Raw genomic sequence first — 16,736 nt, 5'->3', positions numbered from 1 at the left:
AGACTACTTGTGGATCAGGCAGAAACGAAGTTTAGAGGAACAATCCTGGTCCTGGTCGCGATCCTTCGGGGAATCTGACGCCCACTTTCTGAATCTTGTTCCCGTCCATGGTCGCCACGGTCCAGATCGTGCCATGCCATTCGACCTGGTCGCCTACCACTGGCGCGCCTCCGACCTTCTGTCGGATGAACTGCGCCAGCGGCATGTGGGCATCCTGGCTGTCGACGTTGAGACCGTAGAGCGATGCCACGGCGCCGAGTTCGGCATCGCCTTCGAGCACGAAGTCGCCGAAGAAGCGCAGGTCCAGCCCGCGCTGGGGTGCCTGGCTAAAGAGTTTGCCCAGTGCAGGCAGGTTGTGCTCATGCCCGATCACGCACAGCATGTCGTCCACTTCCAGCACCGTACTGCCCGAAGGGTGTAGCAATTGTTCGCCACGGAACAGCGCGGCGATGCGCGTGCCCTCTGGCATCTTCAGCTCCCTCAGCGCTGCGCCAATGCACCACTTTTCGGCACCCAGGCGATAGACGAACATCTCCCATTCGCTGGTGATGTGCACTTCCAGTGCCGAGCGTGAAATGGGCGCCGGGTCTGGCGGGACCGTCACCTTGAGCAGTTTGGCCATCCAGGGCAGGCTGGTGCCCTGCACCAGCAGCGAAACCAGGACGATGAAGAACGCCAAGTTGAAGAACAGCTGAGCGTCTGGCAGGCCGGCCATCAACGGGAATACCGCCAGGATGATGGGCACGGCGCCGCGCAGGCCCACCCAGGAAATGAAGGCCTTCTCGCGGTCGTGGAACGCCTTGAAGGGGAGCAGTGCGGCGACCACCGACAAGGGGCGTGCGACCAGAATCATCCACAGGGCAAGGCCCAGTGCCGGCAGGGCGATAGGCAGCAGATCGTGAGGCGTCACCAACAGGCCCAGCACCAAGAACATCCCGATCTGGGCCAGCCACGCCATGCCGTCGAGCATGTGCAGAATGCCGTGGCGGCTGCGGATCGGCTTGTTGCCCAGCACCAGCCCGCACAGGTAGACCGCCAGGAAACCACTGCCATGCAGGGCGTTGGTCAGCGAGAAGACCACCAGGCCACCGGCCACGACCAGAATCGGGTACAGGCCGCCTGCCAGGTTGATGCGGTTGACCAGCTGCAGCATCACCCAGCCGCCGCCCAGCCCCAGCAGCCCGCCGATGCCGAACTCGCGCAGCAGGTGGCCCAGCAGGCTCCAGTGCAGCCCGGTCTGGCCGCTGGCGATCATGTCGATGAGGGTCACGGTGAGGAACACCGCCATCGGGTCGTTGCTACCCGATTCGATTTCCAGCGTGGCGGTGACCCGTTCGTTCAGGCCTTTACCGCCCAGCAGTGAAAAGACCGCCGCGGCATCGGTGGAGCCCACGATGGCGCCAATCAGCAAGCCCTGGATCAGGCTCAGGTCGAACAACCAGGCCGCCACCATGCCGGTCAGCGCCGTGGTGATCATGACCCCGACCGTTGCCAGCGAAAGCGCCGGCCACAAGGCAACCCGGAAGCTTGCTACCCGCGTGCGCAGACCACCGTCGAGCAGGATCACGGCAAGCGCGAGGTTGCCCACCAAGTAGGCGGTCGGGTAGTTGTTGAAAATGATGCCACCCCCGTCCACGCCAGCGATCATGCCGACGGCCAGGATAATGACCAGAATCGGGATGCCGAGCCGCGACGACAGCGAACTGACCAGGATGCTTGCCCCTACCAGCAATGCGCCGATCAGGAACAGGCTATTGATGGTACTGGCATCCAAAGGCAGGTACTCCGGGACAACGAGGAGGGAAGACGTGGTAGCGCGTATTCGATGTTTGCTAGCAGGTCGCGTGCCAACCGATTCTAACCTGATGAATTGGCAGCCTGTAAAGCGTTTCTGAAGATGTAGGCAAGCCAGCCCGCAGCGCGAACCGCTCTCCTCAAAGAAGAGGGCCGCGAGTGCGGCCCTCGTGCAATCAACCGTGGTTCTTGCCCAGCAGCGCGTGATACAGCTCGGTGTCTCCCAGAATGCCCACGACTTTGTCGTTTTCCTGCAGCACCAGCTTGTTGCCGGTCTGGTAGCGAATCTGCAGGGCCTCACGCATGCCGATGTCGGCATGCACCAGGGTTGGCCTGCGGCTCAGGCCTTCCACTGCCTGCCCTGGCGCCCAGTTCTGCATCTCCAGGCCATTCTGGCCTTGCCGCGCACGCTTGATCGAATTGCCTTCACCCAGGTCCAGCCACGAGTCGCCGCCGGGGTCCAGGCAGACCGAACCGTTGACGCGCTTGCAGTTGTCCAGCGAGCGCATCAGGCTGCGTCCGCACAGCACGTTCAGCGGGTTGGTATGGGCCACGAAGGTGCGCACGTATTCATCGGCCGGGTTCAGCACGATTTCCTCGGGCTTGCTGTACTGGATGATCCGTCCGTCCTTCATGATCGCGATCCGGCTGCCCAGCTTGAGCGCCTCGTCCAGGTCGTGGCTGACGAAGACGATGGTCTTGTTCAGCTGGCTCTGCAGGGTCAGCAATTCGTCCTGAAGGCCTTGGCGGATCAAAGGGTCCAGGGCTGAGAACGGTTCGTCCATCAGCAGGATGTCGGCGTCCATGGCCAGCGCGCGTGCCAGGCCTACGCGCTGTTGCATGCCGCCGGACAATTCATCGGGCTTCTTGTTGCGCCACTGGGCCAGGCCTACCAGTTCGAGTTTTTCGTCGACCAGCTTGCGCCGTTCCTTCTCGGGGCGGCCCTGCATTTCCAGGCCGAAGCTGATGTTCTCGCGCACCGTGAGCCAAGGCATCAGGGCGAACTTCTGGAACACCATGGCGATACGTTTGGTGCGCATCATCTTCAGTTCAGCCGGGGTGCAGTGGGCGATATCGATGTGCTTGCCTTCGTGCTCCACGAACAGCTTGCCGCGGCTCACGGTGTTCAGCCCGTTGATACAGCGCAGCAGGCTGGACTTGCCCGAACCGGAAAGGCCCATGAGTACGCAGATCTCGCCTTTCTGGATGTCCAGGTTGGCTTTCTCTACGCCGACCACAAGGCCGGTCTGCTTGAGAATCTCTTCGCGGGTCTTGCCCTGGTCCAGCAACGACAGCGCTTCGCGTGGCTTGTTGGAGAAGATGACGTCGACGTCTTCGAATCGAATGATACTCATGCTTCACTCCTGGCCGGCAGCTCCGGTTGCTTGCAGATACGGTCGAGCATGATCGCCAGCAGCACGATTGCCAGGCCCGCTTCGAAGCCCAGGGAAATATCGGCGGTGTTCAGTGCGTTGACCACAGGTTTGCCCAGGCCGTCGGCGCCCACCAGGGCGGCGATCACCACCATCGACAGCGACAGCATGATGCATTGGGTGACGCCTGCGGCGATGCTCGGCATCGCATGGGGCAGTTCGATACGGGTGAGCAGTTGACGGCGCGAGCAGCCAAAGGCCTTGCCGGCGTCCATCAGTTCCTGGGGTACATCGCAGATGCCCAGGTAGGTCAGGCGGATGGGGGCGGCGATGGCGAACACGACCGTCGAGATCAACCCAGGCACCACGCCCAGGCCGAACAGGGTAAGGGTAGGGATCAGGTAGACGAAGGTGGGGACCGTCTGCATCAGGTCGAGCACCGGCCGCATGGCGGTGTAGAACATCGGCTTGTGTGCGGCGACGATACCCAGCGGCACGCCGATAGCCACGCAGACCACGGTGGCGAAGCTGACCTGGGCCAGGGTTTCCATGGTTTCCTGCCAGTAGCCCAGGTTGAGGATCAGCAGGAAGGACAATCCGACGAAGGCGGTCAATGCCCACTTGCGCTGGATCAGGTGCGCCAGTGCAGCGAACAGGGCGATGAGCACGAGCGGGTTGAACCAGGTCAGGGTACTGGTGACGCCATGGATCATGAACTCCAGGCCTTGGGCGATGGCGTCGAAATAATTCGCGCCGTGCTGGGTCAGCCACTCGACGAACGAGGACATGTACTGGCCCAGGGGTATTTTCTGATCGATAAGCATGATAGCGAGCTTCCACCTGCGTAGATTGAAATCAACCCGGGGCGGGCACGGTCCTGCCCCGAGGTAGCGCTACTGCGTAGTTCGGTTATTGCGTCAGCTTGGCCTTGGCCGCCTCCAGGCCAGGTTTGCCATCCACAGTGGTCACACCTGCCAGCCAGGTGTCCAGCTTGCCGGGATTGTCCTTGAGCCATTTGCGCGCAGCGGCGTCAGGCTTCATCTTGTCGTCCAGGACATAGCCCATCATGGTGCTTTCGTCCTTGAGCTCGAACGACAGGTTCTTCAACAGTTGGCCGACGTTGCTGCATTCCTGCGCATACCCCTTGCGGGTATTGGTGTACACCGTCGCCTTGCCGAAATCGGGGCCGAAGAACTCATCGCCACCGGTCAGGTACTGCATCTTGAACCGGGTGTTCATCGGGTGCGGCTCCCATCCCAGGAACACGATGGCCTCGCCACGTTTCTGCGAGCGGTCCACCTGGGAAAGCATGCCGGCCTCGCTGGACTGGACAATCTTGAAGCCGGCGTCCTTCAGGCCGAAGGCGTTCTTGTCGATCATGCTCTGGATGGTGCGGTTGCCATCGTTGCCCGGCTCGATCCCGTAGATCTTGCCGCCTAGCTCATCCTTGAACTTGGGAATGTCACTGAAATCCTTCAAACCCTTGTCGTACAGGGCTTGCGGTACTGCGAGCGTATACTTGGCGTTTTCCAGGTTGGCGCGCAGGGTTTCGACCGTACCGGCGTCGCGGTACTGCTTGATGTCGTTCTCCATGGTCGGCATCCAGTTGCCGAGAAACACGTCCAGGTCCTTGCCGGCCGCCAGCGACTTGTAGGTCACCGGCACCGAGATCATGGTGGTGTGCGTCTTGTAGCCCAGGGCGTCGAGCACAGCGCTGGTGGTGGCCGTGGTTACCGTGATGTCGGTCCAGCCGACATCCGAAAACCGCACCGTCTGGCACTGCTCGGGTTCTGCGGCCTGGGCCAGTACCGGTGCGGACAGCAACGCGACCAGCAACAGCGAGGGTGAACCTTTCATGGGTGGACTCCTGTGATTTTGTCTTCGGGTTCGCGTGGTTCGTCGGACGTTCTGAGGGTCCGATCGATCAGGCCTGCAGAGGGCAGGTTGCGTGGCCGTGCTTTACGAGTCGCTTTCGATAATCCTCCAGCGCCGGGCAATCGCCTACTGGTGGAGTCGTATCCAGTACGCAACGGGTCGCATCCAGTATGGGCAATGTCGCTTATGGATTCTTCTACCCATCCTGCCGCTTTTTTGCGTCACCAAGGCACCGGAAAGCGGCGCACTGAGCCTGCAAAACAGGCGGCGCGGCTGGACAAGACTACGTCGGTTGCAGACGGCGAGCAGGGTGGCAAAAGCCCGATGATGCGTGCATTGAAGGCGGCCTGCAGTCCAGCCTAGCAGCTGCCCCGCCCTGCGCATTGCGCGTACAGACAAGCCCAGCAAGAGGTGATTCGACAATGGCCATCAGCGTGTTCGACCTGTTCAAGATCGGTGTCGGGCCTTCCAGCTCGCATACCGTCGGCCCCATGCGAGCCGGTGCCCTGTTTGTCCAGGGGCTGCGCGAGCGCGGCGAGCTGGAACAGGTTAAGCGGATCGAGGTGCGCCTGTATGGCTCGCTGTCGGCTACCGGTATCGGCCATGGAACCGACAACGCCACCATCATGGGGCTGATGGGCGAATGGCCAGACGCCATCGACCCTACCCAGATTGTCCCGCGTATCGCCGACCTGCGCGAAACCCAAGTGCTCAAACTCGATAACCGCCTGCCCATCGATTTCATCTGGGCCCGTGACATGCTGCTGCTTGACGAGAACCTGCCTTACCACCCGAACGCCATGACCCTTGTGGCAGAAGGCGAGCAGGGCGAAATTCACCGAGATACCTACTACTCAGTCGGCGGTGGCTTCGTGGTCGATGCCGCCCAGGCCGCCAGTGGCGTACTGGACGCCGACCAGACCGTGCTGCCGTACGATTTCAACAGCGCGGCCGAGCTGTTGCGCCTGTGCAAGCAAAACGACCTGAGTGTGTCGCAATTGATGATGGCCAATGAACGGGTCTGGCGCAGCGAGGCAGAAATTCGGGCCGGCCTGCACACGCTTTGGGATGCCATGCAGGAGTGCGTCAACAACGGGCTCAAGTACGAAGGCACGCTGCCGGGCGGGCTGAATGTCCGTCGTCGTGCTGCCAAGCTGCACCGCAGCCTGCAGGAAATCGGCAAGCCCAACGTGATCGGCTCGACCATGAGCGCCATGGAGTGGGTCAACCTGTTCGCCTTGGCCGTGAACGAGGAAAACGCCGCAGGCGGGCGCATGGTCACCGCGCCTACCAATGGCGCGGCCGGCATCATTCCGGCGGTGCTGCACTACTACATGCGCTTTAGTGACGAGGTGGACGAGTCCAGCGTGGTGGATTTCTTCCTGGCGGCCGCCGCCGTGGGCATCCTGTGCAAGAAGAACGCCTCGATCTCAGGGGCCGAGGTGGGCTGTCAGGGTGAGGTGGGCTCGGCCTGCGCCATGGCCGCTGCAGGACTTGCTCAGGTACTGGGCGCTACCCCGCCCCAGGTTGAAAACGCAGCCGAGATTGCCCTGGAACACAATTTGGGCCTGACGTGCGACCCGGTAGGCGGACTGGTGCAGGTGCCCTGCATCGAGCGCAATGCAATTGCTGCAGTGAAAGCCATCAACGCTGTGCAGATGGCGTTGCGTGGTGATGGCGAGCATTTCATCTCCCTCGACCAGGTGATCCGCACCATGCGTGATACAGGTGCCGACATGCACGACAAGTACAAGGAAACCTCGCGCGGCGGCCTTGCCGTCAGCGCCATCGAGTGCTGATGCACTTCTTCGACCTGCGGTGTCATCGTCGAGCGATCGGCGCTGGCACCACGCTCATCATAACGGTGCAAAGCACCACCTCGTGACCTTAAAACGTGCAAGACGATGCCTACCGTCAGTCGGATGTCGCGATCGGTGCAGGCGTTGTCGGTGACACTCAAGAGTGTCGTTTCTGGGCAACTTGGGTAATGCGTGTCACCAAAGTGCTCAGGGGTGACACGCATGCCGCCTAGAACGCCTGTTTGAGGGCTGTAACAGACTTGTAGGAAAGTCCTGATTTTGACGACGGAGTAGGTCGTTTTCAGGTTTTTTCGGATAGCTGTTCAATTTCAGGCACGGCGTTTGCGTAGTGATAGACAACCAAGCCCCGTGGACGACCCCGGGGCAATAACAAGAAATCAGTGTCCGCCTGAGGCACGCCCTGCATTTGTGTGAGGAGAAATCGCGATGACGTCGTACACCTCCGGGAACCCAACCCAGAACCGCACAACCCCCCAGTCCATCGGGTTTCTTCTCCTGGACAACTTCACCCTCATTTCTCTGGCGTCGGCGGTCGAGCCCCTGCGCATGGCCAACCAGCTGTCCGGCCGCGAGCTGTACCGCTGGCATACCCTGACCGTCGATGGCGGCCAGGTCTGGGCCAGCGACGGCTTGCAGATCACACCCGATGCCGCCATGCACAGCGCGCCCCCCATGGACACGGTCATCGTCTGTGGCGGTGTGGGTATCCAGCGCACCGTGACGCGTGAGCACGTGACCTGGCTGCAAGCCCAGGCTCGCCAGTCGCGCCGCCTTGGGGCGGTGTGCACCGGCAGCTGGGCGCTGGCCTGTGCCGGCCTGCTCGACGGCTTCGATTGCAGCGTGCACTGGGAATGCCTGGCGGCCATGCAAGAGGCCTACCCACGGGTCAACATGAGCACGCGCCTGTTCACGCTCGACCGCAACCGCTTCACCAGCTCTGGCGGCACCGCGCCGTTGGACATGATGCTGCACTTGATCAGCCGCGATCATGGTCGGGAATTGTCGGCGGCCATTTCCGAGATGTTCGTCTACGAGCGCATCCGTAACGAGCAGGATCACCAGCGCGTACCGCTCAAGCACATGCTGGGCACCAATCAGCCGAAACTGCAGGAAATCGTCGCCCTGATGGAAGCCAACCTCGAGGAGCCGATCGACCTGGACGAACTCGCCGTCTACGTATCCGTGTCGCGTCGGCAGCTGGAGCGGCTGTTCCAGAAGTATCTGCACTGCTCGCCCTCGCGCTATTACCTCAAGCTGCGGCTGATACGCGCACGCCAGTTGCTCAAGCAGACGCCGATGTCGATCATCGAGGTGGCTTCGGTCTGCGGCTTCGTGTCCACGCCGCACTTCTCCAAGTGCTACCGCGAATACTTCGGCATTCCACCGCGCGACGAGCGTGTTGGCTCCAATACCACCCAGCAGGTGGCGATGATGCCGATTCCACAGGCCATCACCCTGTCGCCCCACAGTGGTCCGATGGCGGCATTGAGCCAGGCGCGTAATGAGTCAACGTTTGCCAGTGTAAGGCTCTAAGGGTTCAGGGCTGCGCTGCAGCCCGTTCGCCGGCATCGCGCGGCCCCTCTAGGGGCCGGCTTGCCGACGATCACGCCGGCATCGGAGCAATCGCTCAGGCGCGCTTGTTGAATTGCGCCAAGGCTGGCAGCAGCTGTTTATCAATCGCCTGCCGCACGGCCGGTAACAGGGTGGCGCTGCCCGCGTACATCTGCTCGACCATCCCCTTGAGCGCCCGCGCATTCGGTTCGGTGAGCCCGCGTACTACGGCCTCACACGCCTGCTCGGCGCTGGCACCGGCCGGAATGTCGAACCCGCGTGCCCGCAGGTGGCCCGCCAGGTCGTCTTGATCAATCAAATCGGCATGCATCATGGCTGTTGTCCCTTTTATCGCATAGAGAGTGCTGCAGTGATCACGACCGATTCTGTGGCGCCGCCGTCATGCTCGCAACCTCGAAAGGGCAGAGTGGCCGCTTTGGCTATGAACAGGTCGTTTCCGGCTAAATCCGCTGCCCAGGAACTGCGCACACTCTAGTCATCTACCGCTACGGAGGGTTTGGTCACCCTCACTCGTGCACAGTGGATGTTGCTCGCTCTTGGCCCCGGATGCTCACGGCTTTCCGGGGTTATTTTTTTGCAGATCACCTATCCATTTTCAATCGCTCGCAAGACCCTAGCCGTTCGCTGGAAGGCGGATCACCCGCCCGGTATAGGCGTTGGCCGGTACAGGCCCCTGAGCATTGAGGGTGGCGGCCAGGGCAGCGCTGCTGCGCTGACTGAAGGGTGCGGATTTCGGCCCCGCGAGGTCCACATGCAGCAGCATCTGTTCGCTCGCCGCCAATGGATCTCCAAACCCCGCGCGGTGCAGGCTGTGGTAGACATGCAGGCGCTTGCGGTCAAAACCGACGATGTGCGTCTGCACCCACACCTCGGTGCCGAGCTTTACCTCGTGCAAGTAGTTGATGTGCGCCTCGAGCGTGAACAGAGAGTTGCCACCCTGCCCACGGCTTTCGGCATCCAGCCCAATGCGCTCCATCAGCGCGTCGGTGGCGTAGCTGAATATCAGCAGGTAGAACGCATCACGCAGGTGACCGTTGTAATCGACCCAGTCTTCCAGCACTTGGGTCCGGTAGGTGATCAATGCAGGCATCGTGCTCTCCTCAGTCGCTGAACGACATGCCATGGTTGGCCTTGCTGGTGGTCACCGCTTCCAGCACCGCCAGCAGCGTGTCATCCCGGTAGCGTTCCAGCGCGGCGATGCTGCGATCACCCAGTTGCTGCGACGTACCCTCCACCACATCGTCGATCAGTTTGTCGGTCAGCTCAGGCGCCGGCAGGTAGGTCCACGGCAGCTTCAGTGCCGGCCCGAATTGCGACATGAAGTGACGCATGCCGGCATCGCCACCGGCCAGGGTGTAGGTCAGGAAGGTGCCCATGAACGACCAGCGCAGGCCCGCGCCAAAACGGATGGCGTCGTCGATTTCACCCGTGGTGGCGACCCCGTCGTTGACCAGGTGCAGCGCCTCGCGCCACAGCGCTTCGAGTAACCGGTCGGCGATGAAACCGGGGACTTCCTTGCGTACGTGCAGTGGCCGCATGCCAAGGGCGGTATAAACAGTGCTGGCCGCCTCGATGGCCTGCGGCGCAGTCTGCTTGCCGCCGACGATCTCGACCAATGGCAGCAGGTACACCGGGTTGAAAGGATGGCCTACCACACAGCGCTCAGGGTGAACGGCCGAGGCGTAGAACTCGCTGGGCAACAAGCCCGACGTGCTGCTGGCAATAATTGCATCGGGTTTGGCAGCGGCGCTGATCCGTGCATGCAAATCGAGCTTCAGGTCCAGCCGCTCAGGCGCGCTTTCCTGGATGAAATCAGCCTCGCGCACGCACGTTTCAACGGTGTCGACAAAGGTCAGGCGGGCTTGCGATGCGCCTGGCGCAAGGCCCTGTTTCTCCAAGGCAGGCCAGGCGTTGGCGATGCGTTTGCGCAGGGCCTGTTCGGCGCCTGGCGCCGGGTCCCAGGCGATCACGTCCAGGCCATGGGCGAGGGTGCGTGCAACCCAGCCGCTGCCGATCACGCCGCTGCCCAACGCGGCAAATGTCTTGATGTCAGTGATGAAGGTCATGCAGGTCTCCAGAAGCGATCAGCGACGGTTCAGGTTCATCTTTGCCCGGCCTTCTGCGGGGCTCAGGACACGGGCACCCAGGCGCGAAATGATCTCTACCGCGCGCTCGACCAACTGGCCGTTGCTCGCCAGTACGCCACGGTCCAGGTACAGGTTGTCTTCCAGGCCGACTCGCACGTTACCGCCGAGCAACACGGCCTGCGCGGCCATGGGCATCTGCATGCGGCCGATGCCAAAGCCGGCCCAGGTGACATCGGCGGGCAGGTTATCGACCATAGCTTTCATGGTGGTGGTGTCAGCCGGTGCGCCCCACGGTATTCCCAGGCACAGCTGGAACAAGGGGTTGTCGAGCAGCCCTTCCTTCATCATTTGCTTGGCGAACCACAGGTGGCCGGTATCGAAAATTTCCAGCTCTGCCTTGACCCCCAGCTCCGTAATGCGCCGGGCACCGGCGCGTAGTTGCGCGGGCGTGGAAACGTAGATGGAATTGCCGTCACCGAAATTGAGGGTGCCGCAGTCCAGGGTGCAGATTTCCGGTAATAACGCCTCGACGTGGGCCAGGCGTTCGAGCGGGCCGATCAGGTCAGTGCCCTGCCCGAATGCCATGGGGTTTTCATCGGGCCCGATTTCCAGGTCGCCGCCCATGCCGGCAGTGAGGTTGACGATGATGTCCACGTCGGCTTCGCGAATGCGCTCCATGACTTCGCGATACAGGGCGACATCACGGCTGAAGCGCCCCGTCTGCGGGTCGCGTACGTGGCAGTGGACCACTGTGGCGCCGGCCTTGGCGGCTTCCACGGCCGCTGCAGCGATCTGCTTCGGCGTGACGGGGACCAGATGGCTTTTTGAGGCAGTGTCGCCGGCGCCGGTCAGGGCGCACGTAATGATGACGTCGTGGTTCATGGGGGATCCTGTGCGATCTGTTGTGGGCTTTTCGCCGGCAAGCCGACCCCTGCAAGGTTCTGGACGAACCTTGGTGTCCGTGGATCTGTAGGGGCTGGTTTGTCGGTGATGGGTCGGTTTCAGTTGGCGGTAAGCTTGAGATTGTCGGCGGCCGGCTTGCCATCGAAGGTGGTTACACCCTCAAGCCAGCGGGCCTTGTCCTCGGGGTGATCTTTGAGCCATTGGCGCGCCGATTCCAGCGCGTCCTTGTGATCGAGCAATGGCTGCATCATGCGGCTCTCGTCTTCGGCGCTGAAGCTCAGGTTGGCCAGCAGGCGGTTGGCATTGGGGCAGCGCGCTGCATAATCGGGTGCGGTGACGGTCCACACCGTCGCGCGGCCTTCGTCCGGGCCGAGCGCGTCCTGGCTGTCCCCGAGGTACACCATGTCGATGTTCACGTTCATGGGGTGTGGGGTCCAGCCGAAGAACACCACGGCTTCCTTGCGCCGTACTGCCCGGTCCACGGCGGCCAGCATGCCCGCTTCGCTGGACTCGACCAGCTGGAATTTGCCCAGGCCGAACTGGTTCTTGGCAATCATGGCCTTGATTTGGGTGTTGGCGCCCGAACCCGGCTCGATGCCATAGAGCTTGCCTCCAAGCTCCTTCTCGAATTTATGGATGTCGGCGAAGGTGCGCAGCCCCTTGTCGGCCAGGTATTTGGGCACTGCCAAGGTGGCCCGGGCATCTTCGAGGCTGGCCTTGTCCATGACCTTGACCTGCCCGGCATCGATGAAGGGGGTGATGGTCTGGGTCATGATCGGGTTCCAGTAGCCCAGGAACATGTCCAGGCGTTTGTCGCGAATGCCAGCGAAGATGATCTGCTGCGACGCGCTGGTTTGCTTGGTGGTGTAACCCAGGCCATCGAACAAAGCCTGGGCGATGGCGCTGGTCGCGATCACATCGGTCCAGTTGACCACACCCAGACGGACATTCTTGCAAGCAGCGGCATCGGCGGCGTAAAGCGAGGGGGTAGCAAGGCTGGTCAGGGCCAAGGTCAACAGGCTGCGGCGGATCAAGCTGTGCATGGTGGCTCTCCATCGGCAGTGCATATTTTTATGGGGGCGGCCTCTGCGGACCGTGTGAACACGCTACGCTGGTGGCACTATTGAAAATCGCACGCCGGCGACCAACATTTGCACGCAGGCGACCTGTTCGCTGGAGCATGCCATGGCGCAGATCATCCACTTTCTGTTGTTACCCGGTTTCTCCGCCATGGGGTTCATCAGTGCCCTGGAGCCCCTGCGCGTGGCCAACAGGTTCAAAGCCCAGGCATACCACTGGCAGGTATTGAGCCTGGATGGGAGCGCCGTGAACGCCAGCAACGGCATGTCAGTCAATGCCGATGCAGCGTTGGGCGCGCAAACGCCCTGCAGTACATTGCTGATCGTGGCAGGCTTCGAACCCCTGGGCTGCTACGCCCCAAAGCTTCAGCAAAGCCTGCGCCGCCTGGCTCACGAGGGCGTCATGCTAGGCGGTATCGATACCGGCGCTGTGGTGCTGGCCGAGGCAGGCTTGCTCGATGGTCATCGTGCGACCGTGCATTGGGAGGCGCTGGATGCGTTCAGGGAAAACTATCCCAGCCTGCATGCCACCCAGGAGCTGTTCGAAATTGATCGGCAACGCATCACCTGTGCGGGCGGGACCGCTTCGATCGACTTGATGCTCGATCTGATCGCCCAGGCGCATGGCGCCGAGCTCGCTGTGCAAGTTTCCGAGCAGTTCGTGTTGAGCCGTATTCGACCGCGCCAAGATCATCAGCGCATGCAGATTGCTGCACGCTATGGCATCAGCAACCGCAAGCTGGTGCAGGTGATCACAGAGATGGAAAAGCATACCGAACACCCGCTTGGTACAACAGAATTGGCCGCGCGCGTGATGATCACGCGTCGTCAGATGGAGCGCCTGTTCAGGTTGCATCTCAACGATACGCCCAGCGGTTTTTACCTTGGCCTGCGCCTGGACAAGGCTCGCCAGTTGCTGCGCCAGACCCAGATGACGATCACCCAGGTCAGCGTGGCATGCGGTTTTGAACTGCCGTCGTACTTTACCCGACGTTACAAGCGCCGCTTCGGGTGCTGCCCACGCGAAGAGCGCAAGTTCGTGAAGTCGTCTCCACCGAATTAGAGGTGATCGATGCTGCTATGCGCCTCGAGACGTCGTTCTACGCAGTCTCTGTACAGCGCTGCGTATTCATCGACAAGCCGGATACCCAAGTGATCCAGTTCAAGCAACGCCTTGGTTCGACTCGTATCTGGGTTGGTCGAGCAGGCCATGTGCAGAACGATGGCCACGGGCCGTGCCGCCTCGTCAGTGTCGAAGTCGATGAGCATGTGTGAGCTTGCCGATCGAATCTTCAACAAGGCCGGGTCTGGCTGCTTCAGTCCCTGCAGAATGTCGTTGCCCACACGTTGGAACTTGAGATTCTTGCCTTGGGGAGCGGGGATCCAACCTGAGAAGATGTCTTCGAAAACTGCCTCGGTGGGCACGTACGGTATTGTTCTGGTGGTCCGCTCGAATAACAAGGCGCCGTAGCGCTCCAGGTTGGTTAGAAAATGCTCGAACCAGCGTTGGCTGTCCAGGTGTTGATTGTGGACAAGGTTGGCTTCCAACTGCGCCACGCGCAGGCAGCCCTGCAGGTCCTCGTAAGGGTGGCTGACAACTTCCATGGGCATTAGATAGGCCTTCGGCAAACAGGGAAGCTTGGCGCCGCAGCGCGGCGCCAGGGCTTGTTCAGATGTCCAGGGCCAGAATATCGACGGCCTGGCTGGCCAGTTTCAGCCTGACCGCTTCGCGCATGGCATTGAAGTGGCGGATGCTGAAGGAACCCTGCTGCGAGGCGCGATACACACGGGTATTGGACTTGTCGAGGGTGCGGCCAGTGGCGCCGGCAGTCTTCTCGGCTTTGTCGTAGCTCAGTTGAACACTGGTCATGTGCATGATCGGCAGCCCCTGTGGCGACATTTCGCAGGTCGAAATCTGCACGGTGCTGGATTTACCGGAAACGCTCGCGGCGCTTTCTTCCAGCAACTGCTGGGCCTTGGGTGTCTTGACGATCACTTCGAAAGAGCGTTTGACGCAGCGGTTCAGACGATGGTTGTGGCCAATCTGCACCGAGACGATTTCTGGCACCAGGGTTGCCAGGGTATGGGTGTCCTTGTCGACAGCCTCTTCCACATGGGCGGCGCCGGTCAGCGTCCAGCCGAACTTGCCGAGCCCATCATTGTAGAAGTTGTACCACTCGCGCTGCTGCGTTTCCTTGTCGAACTTCTTGTTCGCCGACAGGTTCATCAGGCGCATGCCGTCCAGCACGTCTTCAGCGACGCTGGCCGGTACGTCTGGTGCGAAGATGCACACAGTGTTTGCCACCATGACGGCCCGCTCTTCGCCTTCTTTCTTCAAGGCAGCGATGGCACTGTCCATGTCGGTTTTCGTGAGGTTCACGGTCATATCTGCGACTCCTGTTAAGTGGGTGAAGCGCCTTGGATAAGGGCACTTGGCACTCACTTTGATACGAGCCAGCTTGATGAATAAGCCGCAAACTTTTCCTAACCAGGCAGTCCTACTCTACTGTTGCAGAATCGATTGCAGGTATTCGGACCGCTCATCAGTGCGCTGCGCGACGCAGGTGTCCCAGGCTGCCTGGTAAGCCTTGCCGTTGGTGGGCAGGGCGAAGGTTTCCGCCTTGCAATCGGCATCGCGAAGCTGCGTCCATAGCCCCTGAGCCTGTTTCAAGCGCTCGATCATCGTTGCTGCAATGCCGCCTTTGTCGTCAAACGCGTCGTGAACGCGCTGGAGAAGTTCGTCATAGGCCGATTTTAGCTCCCGTTCGGAAGCTTGCTTGTTGAACGCTGCGCAGGCATGGGCTTGCGCCTCTGTCTCGACGTTATCGCATGGGGTATTTTCCTCCTCACCGGCCTGGGCTGCCGCCACCACCGCCAGCAGTACCACTGCTGCCATCGCTTTCATTCGCTGTTTCCTCCATCGACTGACGAATGCCGACGATTCTCGCGCACTCTCGGCGCGTACGGTATCACCTGGGCAAATTGTTCATCAAAGGACCCTCCATGGTCGTTATCGAGACTGTGTCTCATCGCCACAGACCGCGCCAGAGCGCGCGTTGTCGCGCATTGACGCTTTCGGCAAACCCCCTGTCGTTTTTGCATCGGGGCGCCTCGGGGCACAGGCATATGCTGGCCCCAAAGCGCCGGCACAAGGTTTGGCGCCAGCCCATTCAATAAAAGGGGACGCCTGATGAGCCCAGCCGAATTACACGCCGACAGCATCGTCATCGATGGCCTGATCATCGCCAAGTGGAACCGCGAGCTGTTCGAGGATATGCGCAAAGGTGGCCTTACCGCCGCCAACTGCACCGTGTCGGTTTGGGAAGGTTTCAAGGCCACCGTCGACCAGATCGCCGCCAGCCAGAAGCTTATCCGCGAGAACAGCGACCTGGTGATGCCCGTGCGCACCACCGCCGATATTCGCAAGGCCAAGGAACTGGGCAAGACCGGTATCCTTTTCGGCTTCCAGAACGCCCATGCCTTCGAAGATCAGATCGGTTACGTGGAGGTGTTCAAGCAGCTGGGCGTGGGCATCGTGCAGATGTGCTACAACACCCAGAACCTGGTGGGCACCGGCTGCTACGAGCGCGACGGCGGCCTGTCAGGCTTCGGTCGCGAGATCGTTGCCGAAATGAACCGCGTCGGCATCATGTGCGACTTGTCCCACGTCGGGTCCAAAACCTCCGAGGAAGTCATCCTCGAATCGAAAAAGCCGGTGTGCTACTCCCACTGCTTGCCATCGGGCCTCAAGGAGCACCCTCGCAACAAGTCCGATGAGGAACTGAAGTTCATCGCCGACCACGGTGGTTTCGTTGGCGTGACCATGTTTGCACCGTTCCTGGCCAAGGGGATCGACTCGACCATCGACGATTATGCCGAGGCCATCGAGTACACCATGAACATCGTGGGTGAAGATGCCATCGGCATCGGTACCGACTTCACCCAAGGTCACGGCAAGGAATTCTTCGAATACCTCACCCACGACAAGGGCTACGCCCGTCGCCTGACCAACTTCGGCAAGATCATCAACCCACTGGGCATTCGTACCGTGGGCGAGTTCCCCAACCTCACCGAGACCTTGCTCAAACGTGGCCACTCCGAGCGCGTGGTTCGCAAGATCATGGGCGAGAACTGGGTCAACGTGTTGAAAGACGTCTGGGGCGAATAAGCCGCTCTCCAAGCTTTAAGCCCCTGCCAGCATCGCCGGGGCAACCCAATAAAAATTTTTTCTGG

The 16,736-nt window shown here is 61.1% G+C and carries 16 protein-coding genes; 4 read left to right on the top strand and 12 right to left on the bottom strand.

The genetic code is table 11. The features are described 5' to 3' along the window. Positions 1-31 precede the first annotated feature (31 nt). From B2J77_RS19660 to B2J77_RS19645, 4 genes are all read right to left on the bottom strand, one after another. Positions 32-1,774, bottom strand: a complete 1,743-nt coding sequence (locus B2J77_RS19660) for a potassium/proton antiporter (protein WP_058602953.1) — start codon at positions 1,772-1,774, stop codon at positions 32-34. Positions 1,775-1,970: 196 nt separating this feature from the next. Then, positions 1,971-3,149 (bottom strand): choline ABC transporter ATP-binding protein, encoded by a 1,179-nt coding sequence (gene choV, locus B2J77_RS19655; protein ID WP_023532472.1) that lies wholly within the window; start codon positions 3,147-3,149, stop codon positions 1,971-1,973. After that, positions 3,146-3,994, bottom strand: a complete 849-nt coding sequence (choW, locus tag B2J77_RS19650; protein ID WP_193754990.1) for a choline ABC transporter permease subunit — start codon at positions 3,992-3,994, stop codon at positions 3,146-3,148. Before choW ends, choV begins: the two co-directional genes overlap by 4 nt. 82 nt (positions 3,995-4,076) lie before the next feature. Then, positions 4,077-5,024 carry a choline ABC transporter substrate-binding protein gene (locus tag B2J77_RS19645; RefSeq protein WP_023532510.1) on the bottom strand — a complete coding sequence of 316 codons (948 nt, stop codon included), beginning with the start codon at positions 5,022-5,024 and terminating at the stop codon, positions 4,077-4,079. Between the two features lie 440 nt (positions 5,025-5,464). On the opposite strand from B2J77_RS19645, the gene B2J77_RS19640 reads away from it, so the two are divergent. Both B2J77_RS19640 and B2J77_RS19635 read left to right on the top strand, forming a co-directional pair. Then, positions 5,465-6,841, top strand: coding sequence for an L-serine ammonia-lyase (locus tag B2J77_RS19640; RefSeq protein ID WP_078479266.1), 1,377 nt, complete (start codon positions 5,465-5,467; stop codon positions 6,839-6,841). Between the two features lie 447 nt (positions 6,842-7,288). Next, entirely contained in the window at positions 7,289-8,395 is a 1,107-nt protein-coding gene (locus tag B2J77_RS19635; RefSeq protein WP_023532694.1) for a GlxA family transcriptional regulator, read from the top strand. 94 nt (positions 8,396-8,489) lie between these two features. On the opposite strand, the gene B2J77_RS19630 is transcribed toward B2J77_RS19635, so the two are convergent. The 5 genes from B2J77_RS19630 to choX all read right to left on the bottom strand — a co-directional run bounded on the left by B2J77_RS19630 (position 8,490) and on the right by choX (position 12,467). Beyond that, positions 8,490-8,747 carry a hypothetical protein gene (locus tag B2J77_RS19630; RefSeq protein WP_023532364.1) on the bottom strand — a complete coding sequence of 86 codons (258 nt, stop codon included), beginning with the start codon at positions 8,745-8,747 and terminating at the stop codon, positions 8,490-8,492. Between the two features lie 300 nt (positions 8,748-9,047). Continuing rightward, the gene (locus B2J77_RS19625; RefSeq protein WP_058638101.1) at positions 9,048-9,524 is read right to left on the bottom strand and encodes a thioesterase family protein; all 477 of its coding nucleotides are present in this window, start codon (positions 9,522-9,524) and stop codon (positions 9,048-9,050) included. A 10-nt stretch (positions 9,525-9,534) separates the two neighbouring features. Further along, on the bottom strand, positions 9,535-10,500 hold the full coding sequence (locus B2J77_RS19620) for an L-carnitine dehydrogenase (protein ID WP_078479265.1): 966 nt from the start codon (positions 10,498-10,500) through the stop codon (positions 9,535-9,537). 18 nt (positions 10,501-10,518) lie between these two features. After that, complete coding sequence (locus tag B2J77_RS19615) at positions 10,519-11,403, bottom strand: 3-keto-5-aminohexanoate cleavage protein (RefSeq protein ID WP_058638099.1); 885 nt, start codon at positions 11,401-11,403, stop codon at positions 10,519-10,521. Positions 11,404-11,522: 119 nt separating this feature from the next. Beyond that, positions 11,523-12,467, bottom strand: a complete 945-nt coding sequence (gene choX / locus B2J77_RS19610) for a choline ABC transporter substrate-binding protein (RefSeq protein ID WP_058602960.1) — start codon at positions 12,465-12,467, stop codon at positions 11,523-11,525. A 142-nt stretch (positions 12,468-12,609) separates the two neighbouring features. Here choX and B2J77_RS19605 point away from each other — a divergent pair, with 142 nt between their 5' ends. Continuing rightward, positions 12,610-13,566 (top strand): GlxA family transcriptional regulator, encoded by a 957-nt coding sequence (locus B2J77_RS19605; RefSeq protein ID WP_058638097.1) that lies wholly within the window; start codon positions 12,610-12,612, stop codon positions 13,564-13,566. On the opposite strand, the gene B2J77_RS19600 is transcribed toward B2J77_RS19605, so the two are convergent. From B2J77_RS19600 to B2J77_RS19590, 3 genes are all read right to left on the bottom strand, one after another. Further along, on the bottom strand, positions 13,563-14,114 hold the full coding sequence (locus B2J77_RS19600; RefSeq protein ID WP_058638096.1) for a hypothetical protein: 552 nt from the start codon (positions 14,112-14,114) through the stop codon (positions 13,563-13,565). The two genes, B2J77_RS19605 and B2J77_RS19600, sit on opposite strands and share 4 nt — an antisense overlap. Before the next feature lie 58 nt (positions 14,115-14,172). Next, entirely contained in the window at positions 14,173-14,889 is a 717-nt protein-coding gene (locus tag B2J77_RS19595; protein ID WP_078479264.1) for a hypothetical protein, read from the bottom strand. 117 nt (positions 14,890-15,006) lie between these two features. Then, complete coding sequence (locus B2J77_RS19590) at positions 15,007-15,408, bottom strand: lysozyme inhibitor LprI family protein (RefSeq protein ID WP_078479263.1); 402 nt, start codon at positions 15,406-15,408, stop codon at positions 15,007-15,009. Between the two features lie 285 nt (positions 15,409-15,693). On the opposite strand from B2J77_RS19590, the gene B2J77_RS19585 reads away from it, so the two are divergent. Continuing rightward, positions 15,694-16,671, top strand: a complete 978-nt coding sequence (locus B2J77_RS19585; RefSeq protein ID WP_023532386.1) for a dipeptidase — start codon at positions 15,694-15,696, stop codon at positions 16,669-16,671. The last annotated feature ends 65 nt before the right edge of the window (positions 16,672-16,736 follow it).

Source organism: Pseudomonas parafulva, assembly GCF_002021815.1.
GTDB classification, from domain to species: domain Bacteria; phylum Pseudomonadota; class Gammaproteobacteria; order Pseudomonadales; family Pseudomonadaceae; genus Aquipseudomonas; species Aquipseudomonas parafulva_B.
This window is presented reverse-complemented; position numbering and strand designations above follow the sequence as displayed.